The sequence below is a fragment of the Ferrovibrio sp. genome, from assembly GCF_029255545.1.
GTDB lineage: Bacteria > Pseudomonadota > Alphaproteobacteria > Ferrovibrionales > Ferrovibrionaceae > Ferrovibrio.
The window spans coordinates 47,778-54,130 of record NZ_JANLJJ010000045.1; the positions used below are offsets into that span (position 1 = coordinate 47,778).

At 65.6% G+C, this 6,353-nt stretch carries 4 protein-coding genes; all 4 read right to left on the reverse strand.

From position 1 onward, the window contains the following. A partial coding sequence (locus Q1J79_RS09250; RefSeq protein WP_300299496.1) for a glycerophosphodiester phosphodiesterase family protein occupies positions 1–626 on the reverse strand: 626 nt, incomplete at its 3' end. Next, positions 623–2,884, reverse strand: a complete 2,262-nt coding sequence (gene rnr, locus Q1J79_RS09255) for a ribonuclease R (protein ID WP_300299498.1) — start codon at positions 2,882–2,884, stop codon at positions 623–625. The genes rnr and Q1J79_RS09250, both read right to left, overlap by 4 nt. Positions 2,885–2,889: 5 nt before the next feature. Continuing rightward, positions 2,890–5,622: a type I DNA topoisomerase gene (topA, locus tag Q1J79_RS09260; RefSeq protein WP_300299500.1), complete on the reverse strand. Its 2,733-nt coding sequence runs from the start codon at positions 5,620–5,622 to the stop codon at positions 2,890–2,892. A 168-nt stretch (positions 5,623–5,790) separates the two neighbouring features. Continuing rightward, on the reverse strand, positions 5,791–6,291 hold the full coding sequence (locus Q1J79_RS09265) for a PAS domain-containing protein (protein ID WP_300299502.1): 501 nt from the start codon (positions 6,289–6,291) through the stop codon (positions 5,791–5,793). Positions 6,292–6,353: the final 62 nt, after the last annotated feature.

Sequence of the window (6,353 nt, forward strand, 5' to 3'; positions counted from 1 at the left end):
GGAATCTCGGGCGCCAGACGCGCGGCTTCGGCCAGCGTGCGCCAGTCGAAGGACTGGATGCTGGCGCGCTGGCTCAGGCCGGCCATGCGGATCGCCTGCACCAGGGCCTGGGCAAGCTGGGCCGGCGCCGCCGTCTCGTCGGCTTTCAGCGGGTTGAGCTTGGTCTCGATGTTGAACCGGACCGATGTGCTGCCGCTTTTCGCCACCAGCGCGAACACGTCCTCCAGCCGCGGTAGGCGGGCGCCGTCCGCCGGTTTCTGCTCCGGGAAGCCCTGGCCGTATTTGCTGGCCGGGTCGAGCCGGCCGACATCGTAGCGCTGCAGCTCGGCCAGGGTGCTGTGCCAGATCGCCGGGCCTGGCGTGGCGATCCATGTGCCTTCCAGACGAGCCAGGTGCGGCTGCGGCAGCGGGTCGTGCGAGACCACAAGATGACCGTCGCGCGTGAGCCCGACATCGAGCTCCAGCGTACTGACGCCCAGCGACAGCGCGGCGGCAAAGGCGGGCAGGGTATTTTCCGGCGCCAGGCCGCGCGCACCGCGATGGCCCTGCAGGTCGAAGGCGAAGCCCGGCAGCGGCAGCAGCAGGGCGGTCAGCGCGGCTGTGATGCGGGCGGCGATGCGGATCATTTGCGTTTTTTGCTGCGATGTTTCGACCAGCTCGGGCGGTTGGTGGTTTTCTTGATCACCGGTTTGCCGCCACGGGCACGCGGCACGGCGCCGCCGCTGCCGAGAATCTCGAAACGCAGGCCGCCGGTGACGGGCGTGGCTTCCTCCAGCCGAACGCTGACAGCATCACCGAGGCGATAGCGTTTCCTGGTGCGTTTGCCGACCAGGGCGCGATGGGCCTCGTCATGGGCATAGAAATCATCCGACAGCGTGGAGATCGGCACGAAGCCGTCGGCGCCGGTATCGTTCAGCGAGACGAACAGGCCGAAACGCGTGACGCCGGAAATCCGGCCGTCGAATTCGGCGCCGACATGCTCGGACATGAAGGCAGTGACGAAACGGTCCATCGCATCGCGCTCGGCCTGCATCGAGCGTCGCTCGGTCAGCGAGATATGCTCGGCGATATGCTCGAACTGGCCATCGTCTTCCGGCGCCAGGCCGTCATCGCCCAGCTTCAGGCCGCGCACCAGGGCGCGATGCACCAGCACGTCGGCATAACGGCGGATCGGCGAGGTGAAATGGGCGTAGCGCTGCAGGTTGAGGCCAAAATGGCCCTGGTTGTCAGGCGAGTAATAGGCTTGCATCTGGCTGCGCAGCACCACCTCGTTGATCAGGCGCTCATGCTCGCTGCCCCTGGCCGCTTCCAGGATGGCGTTGAAATGCATCGGCCGCAGACCCTGGCCCTTGGCCAGCCGGTAATCCAGCGTGCCGAGGAATTTGCGCAAGGAGTCGATTTTCTCGTCCGAGGGCTGCTCGTGCACGCGATACATGCAGGGCTGCTTACGTTTTTCCAGCTCCTCGGCCGCCGCCACGTTGGCCGCGATCATGAAATCCTCGATCACCTGGTGACTCAGCAGATGCTCACGCGGCTTGATGGCGGCGATATGGCCGTTCTTGCCCATGATCACCCGGCGCTCGGGCGCGGTGATCGCCAGCGGCTGGCGTGCCTCGCGGGCCCGGTTCACGGCGGCATGGCAGGCATAGAGTGGTTTCAGCACCGGATCGAGGAAGGGCAGGGCCGCCTCGTCGGGGGCGCCGTCGATGGCCTGCTGCACCTGGCGGTAATTCAGGCCGGCGGCGCAGCGCATCAGGCCGCGCACGAATTTGTGGCGTTTCTTGTTGCCGTCGGCATCGAACCACAGATGCACGGCCAGGCAGGCGCGGTCCTTGTGCTCGACCAGAGAGCACAGATCGGCCGACAAAGCCTCGGGCAGCATCGGCACGACGCGGTCGGGAAAATACGTCGAGTTGCCGCGCTGACGCGCGTCGTGGTCCAGCGCGCTGCCGGGCCGCACGTAATGCGCCACGTCGGCGATGGCGACGATGGCATGCCAGCCGCCCTTGTTGTGCGGATCGTCGTCGGGCGCGGCGAACACGGCGTCGTCGTGGTCGCGGGCGTCTTCCGGATCGATGGTGATCAGCGGAATTTGCCGCAGGTCCTCGCGGTCGCCCAGATGTACTGGCTTGGCCTTTTCGGCCTCGCGCATCGCGGCTTCGGTGAAACGCGTCGGGATGCCGAAACTGTGGATCGGGATCAGGCTCAGGGCCTTGGGATCAGTGCTGTGGCCGATCACCTCGATGATCTTCGCCGGTTTCAGGCCGAAGCGGCGGCCGGGCAGGGGCTGCGCCACCACGATCTCGCCCGATTTCGCATGGGCGCGATGCTCCGGCGCGATGACGTATTCGTGCCGCAGCTTGCGGTCGGTCGGCTGCAGGCGGCCTTCGCCCTCTTCGGTGATCGTGAAGACGCCGAGGACCGGCTGTTCTTCCTTCTCCAGCCGCTTGATGACGCGGCCGACATAGCGGTTGCGGCCGGCGCGGGTCAGGCGGGCCAGCACGCGGTCGCCCACGCCGGTATCGGCCATCTCGCGGCGGCACGCCTTGCCGCCGGTCTCGAAGATGATGCGCGGGATTTCGCCTTCGCCCTTCCACTCGACCGGACGGCCAAGCAGGTCGCCATCGCGATCCAGCCGCTGGATATCGACCAGGCAGACTTCCGGCAGCTCGCCTTTCGGCGTCAGCTTCTTGCCATGGCTCTGGCTGATGTCGCCCTCGGATTTCAGTTCGCGCAGCAGGCCTTTCAGCGCCACGCGGTCGGCCGGGCCGATACCGAAAGCCTTGGCGATCTCGCGCTTGCCTGCCTTGCCGGGATTGTCGGCAATGAACTTCAGGATGTCCTGTCTGGACGGCAGAGAGGTCGAGGCTTTTTTCTTGGCCACGTCGGCTACGCTGCGGCGGCCTTCTTGCCGCCGGTTGTCTTCTTGGGCGCGGCCTTCTTGGCCGAAGCCTTCTTGGCTTTCGGCTTCGCCGCGGCCTTTTCAGCCTTGGGTGTGGCGGCTTTCTTTGCCTTGGGTGCAGCCTTCTTTTTGCCCTTGCCGCCCTTCTTGGCGCGGGCGGCAATCGCCTCGATGGCCTGCTGCATCGTCACGGCGTCGGTCTCGACACCCTTGGGCAGCGGCGCGTTGGTGGCGCCATGCTTCAGATAGGGACCATAGCGGCCGTCGATCACCTGGATCGGCGCGTCGTCATCGGGATGTTTGCCCACCTCGCGCAGCACGGTGAGCTGGGCGCGCTGGCGCGGGCCTTTGCGGCGCGCGTCGGCCTCGGCGATCTTCTGGACGGCATGGTTGATGCCGATCTCCAGCGCCTCCATGGCATCCTTCAGCTTGGTATAGGCGCCGTCATGCAGCAGATAGGGTCCGAAGCGGCCCAGGCCGGCGAGGATTTCCTTGCCGGTATCGGGATGCAGGCCCACCACGCGCGGCAGCGCCAGCAGTTTCAGCGCCATTTCCAGGCTGACATCTTCCAGCGATACGCCCTTGGGCAGGGAGGCGCGTTTCGGCTTGGTCTTCGCCTTGCCTTCGCCCTCGGCCTCGCCGAGCTGCACATAGGGGCCGAACGGGCCCTGGCGCAGGGTGATCATCTGGCCGGTGGCCGGATCGGTGCCCAGTTCCTGCGGGCCCGAGATGGCGATGTCGCCATGGCCGTTGCCGGCACTGAGCGGCCGCGTGTAGCTGCATTCGGGGTAATCCGAGCAGCCGATGAAGGCGCCGGTGCGGCCGGCCTTGATGGCGAGCTGGCCCTTGTTGCAGGCGGGGCAGAGGCGGGGATCCTTGCCGTCTGCGCGGGCCGGGAAGAAATGATGCTCCAGCAGCGCGTTGATGGCGTCCAGCACCTCGCCGCGACGGCCCATCTTCTCGTCGATGCGGGTGACGGCATCCTTCACCGAGACAGCCGTGGTGCCTTCCTTCGGATCGTGCAGGGAGAAATCCTGCCAGAAATCCTCCAGCACCTTCTTCCAGTCCAGCTTGTGCTCGGCGATCTCGTCGAGTTTCTCTTCCAGGCCGGCGGTGAAGCTGTAGGCGAAATACTGCTCGAAGAAGCAGACGAGGAAAGCATAGGCGAGCCAGCCGGCATCCTCGGGCTGGAAGCGCTTGTTCTCCAGCGTCACGTAACTGCGCGCCTTCAGCACTTCCAGGATGGCGGCGTAGGTCGACGGCCGGCCGATGCCGAGCTCTTCCAGCTTGCGCACCAGGCTGGCTTCGGAATAGCGCGGCGGCGGCTCGGTGAAATGCTGTTCCGGCTTGACGCCTTCTTCCTTCATCGCCTCGCCGACATTCATCTTCGGCAGGCGCGCGCCTTCTTCGTCGTCGGCCGTCTTGTCGTCGACGCCTTCCTCATACAGCTTGAGGAAACCGGGCGAGAGCACCACCGTGCCGGTAACACGGAAGGCGCCGGTCTTCTTCCGGTCGGCGATGTCCACCGAGGTGCGTTCCAGCTCGGCGGATTCCATCTGGCTGGCCAGCGCGCGCACCCAGATCAGCTCGTAGAGCTTGAGCTGCACGTCATCGAGGTAACGCGCCACGGCCTTTGGGCGACGACGGAAATCGGTCGGGCGGATCGCCTCGTGGGCTTCCTGGGCGTTCTTCTGCTTGGTCTTGTAGACGCGCCAGCTTTCCGGCACGGCATCGCGGCCGAAATCCTCGGCGATCACGTCGCGCGCGGCGCGGATCGCCTCGTCGGCCATGCTGACGCCGTCGGTACGCATATAAGAGATGAGGCCGGTGGTCTCGCCGCCGATGGTGACGCCTTCATACAGGCGCTGGGCGATCTGCATGGTCATCTGCGCCGAGAAGCCCAGTTTTCGCGCGGCTTCCTGCTGCAGGGTAGAAGTGGTGAAGGGCGGGGCCGGATGGCGCTTGGCCGGCTTGATGGATACGTCGGTGACGACATAATCCAGGCCCTGCAGCTTCGCCACGGCAGCCTTGGCGGCGGCCTCGTTGGCGATGTCGAACTTGTCGAGCTTTTTGCCGCCCAGCTCCACCAGCCGCGCGGAGACGGTCTGGTTCTGCGGGGTGCGGAAATCGGCGCCGATGGTCCAGTATTCCCGGGCGCGGAAAGCCTCGATCTCGGTCTCGCGCTCGCAGATCAGCCGCAGGGCAACGGACTGCACGCGGCCGGCCGACTTGGCCGAGGGCAGCTTGCGCCACAGCACGGGCGACAGGGTGAATCCGACCAGGTAATCCAGGGCGCGGCGCGCCTGCTGGGCATTCACGAGGTCCATGTCGATGTCGCGCGGCTGCGCCATGGCACCCAGCACGGCCGACTTGGTGATCTCGTTGAACACCACGCGGCGGACCGTCTTGCCCTTCACGACCTTACGGTTGTTCAGCGCCTCCAGCACATGCCAGGAAATCGCCTCGCCCTCGCGGTCGGGGTCGGTCGCCAGGATCAGGGTGTCGGCATCCTTCAGGGCGCCGGCGATGGCCCGGATGGAGTCCGAGCCCCGGCCGGACATCTCGTAATGCATCTCGAAGTCCTTGTCGGGCTCGACCGAGCCGTCCTTGGCCGGCAGGTCGCGCACATGGCCGAACGAGGCCAGAACCGTGTGACCAGGACCGAGGTATTTCTCGATGGTCTTTGCCTTCGCCGGGCTTTCGACGACAACGACTTTCATAATCTGCGGTTTTCCAACAAAAATGAGGCGGACGTTTTAACCAGTCTGGGGCCACGACATATCCGGCGCGGCTGCCGGAACATGGGCGATGGAACCGGGCTTGTCAAACCCGATTGCCGGACGTGGTATTTAAATTATTGATTTATAATGAAAATCAGGACAGCCAGTTCAGGACAGGCGGTCTTCCGCCGCCGGTTCCAGCGGGAAGGCGGCCACCAGCAGCATGCGGCAATCCTCGCCGCCGGCGGTGAGCGGCAGGGCCAGGCGCTCCCAGCTCCGTTCCACCTGCCAGGCCGAGCGCTTGTCGCGCGAGGTGTAGTCGAAGGTGGCGGTGTAGCGTCGCGACATCGGCATGCGGCTGTGCACCACGGCATCGTATTCCGTGCGCAGCAGCTCGGCCTGCTGGGCCGGCAGCTCGTTCACCCGCTTGCCGGTCATGTCGATCTTGAACTGGTTCACGAAGGTCGAGCCGTAGAGGCGATAGAGATAGTCGCCATCATCCTTGCGCTCGACCAGCATCAGGTTGCCGAGCCAGGGCTTCATCTCGATGGGGTCGATATCGGCGCGGTCGGGCATGGCGCGGCCCTGGCGCTTGCCCGCCCAGTAGGCATACAGCGCCTGCAGGATCTCCAGCGTCAGTTGCGGCGTGCCTTCCAGCATCAGGCCCATGCGGTTTTATACTACCCCCGGTCGTTAAGAACCGGACGCCGACCCAACATCCGGTATGTTTC

Coding starts and splice junctions, on each gene's coding strand:
- Q1J79_RS09265 (WP_300299502.1), bottom strand. CDS start 6,291: ATGGGCCTGATGCTGGAAGGCACGCCGCAACTGACGCTGGAGATCCTG.
- topA (WP_300299500.1), bottom strand. CDS start 5,622: ATGAAAGTCGTTGTCGTCGAAAGCCCGGCGAAGGCAAAGACCATCGAG.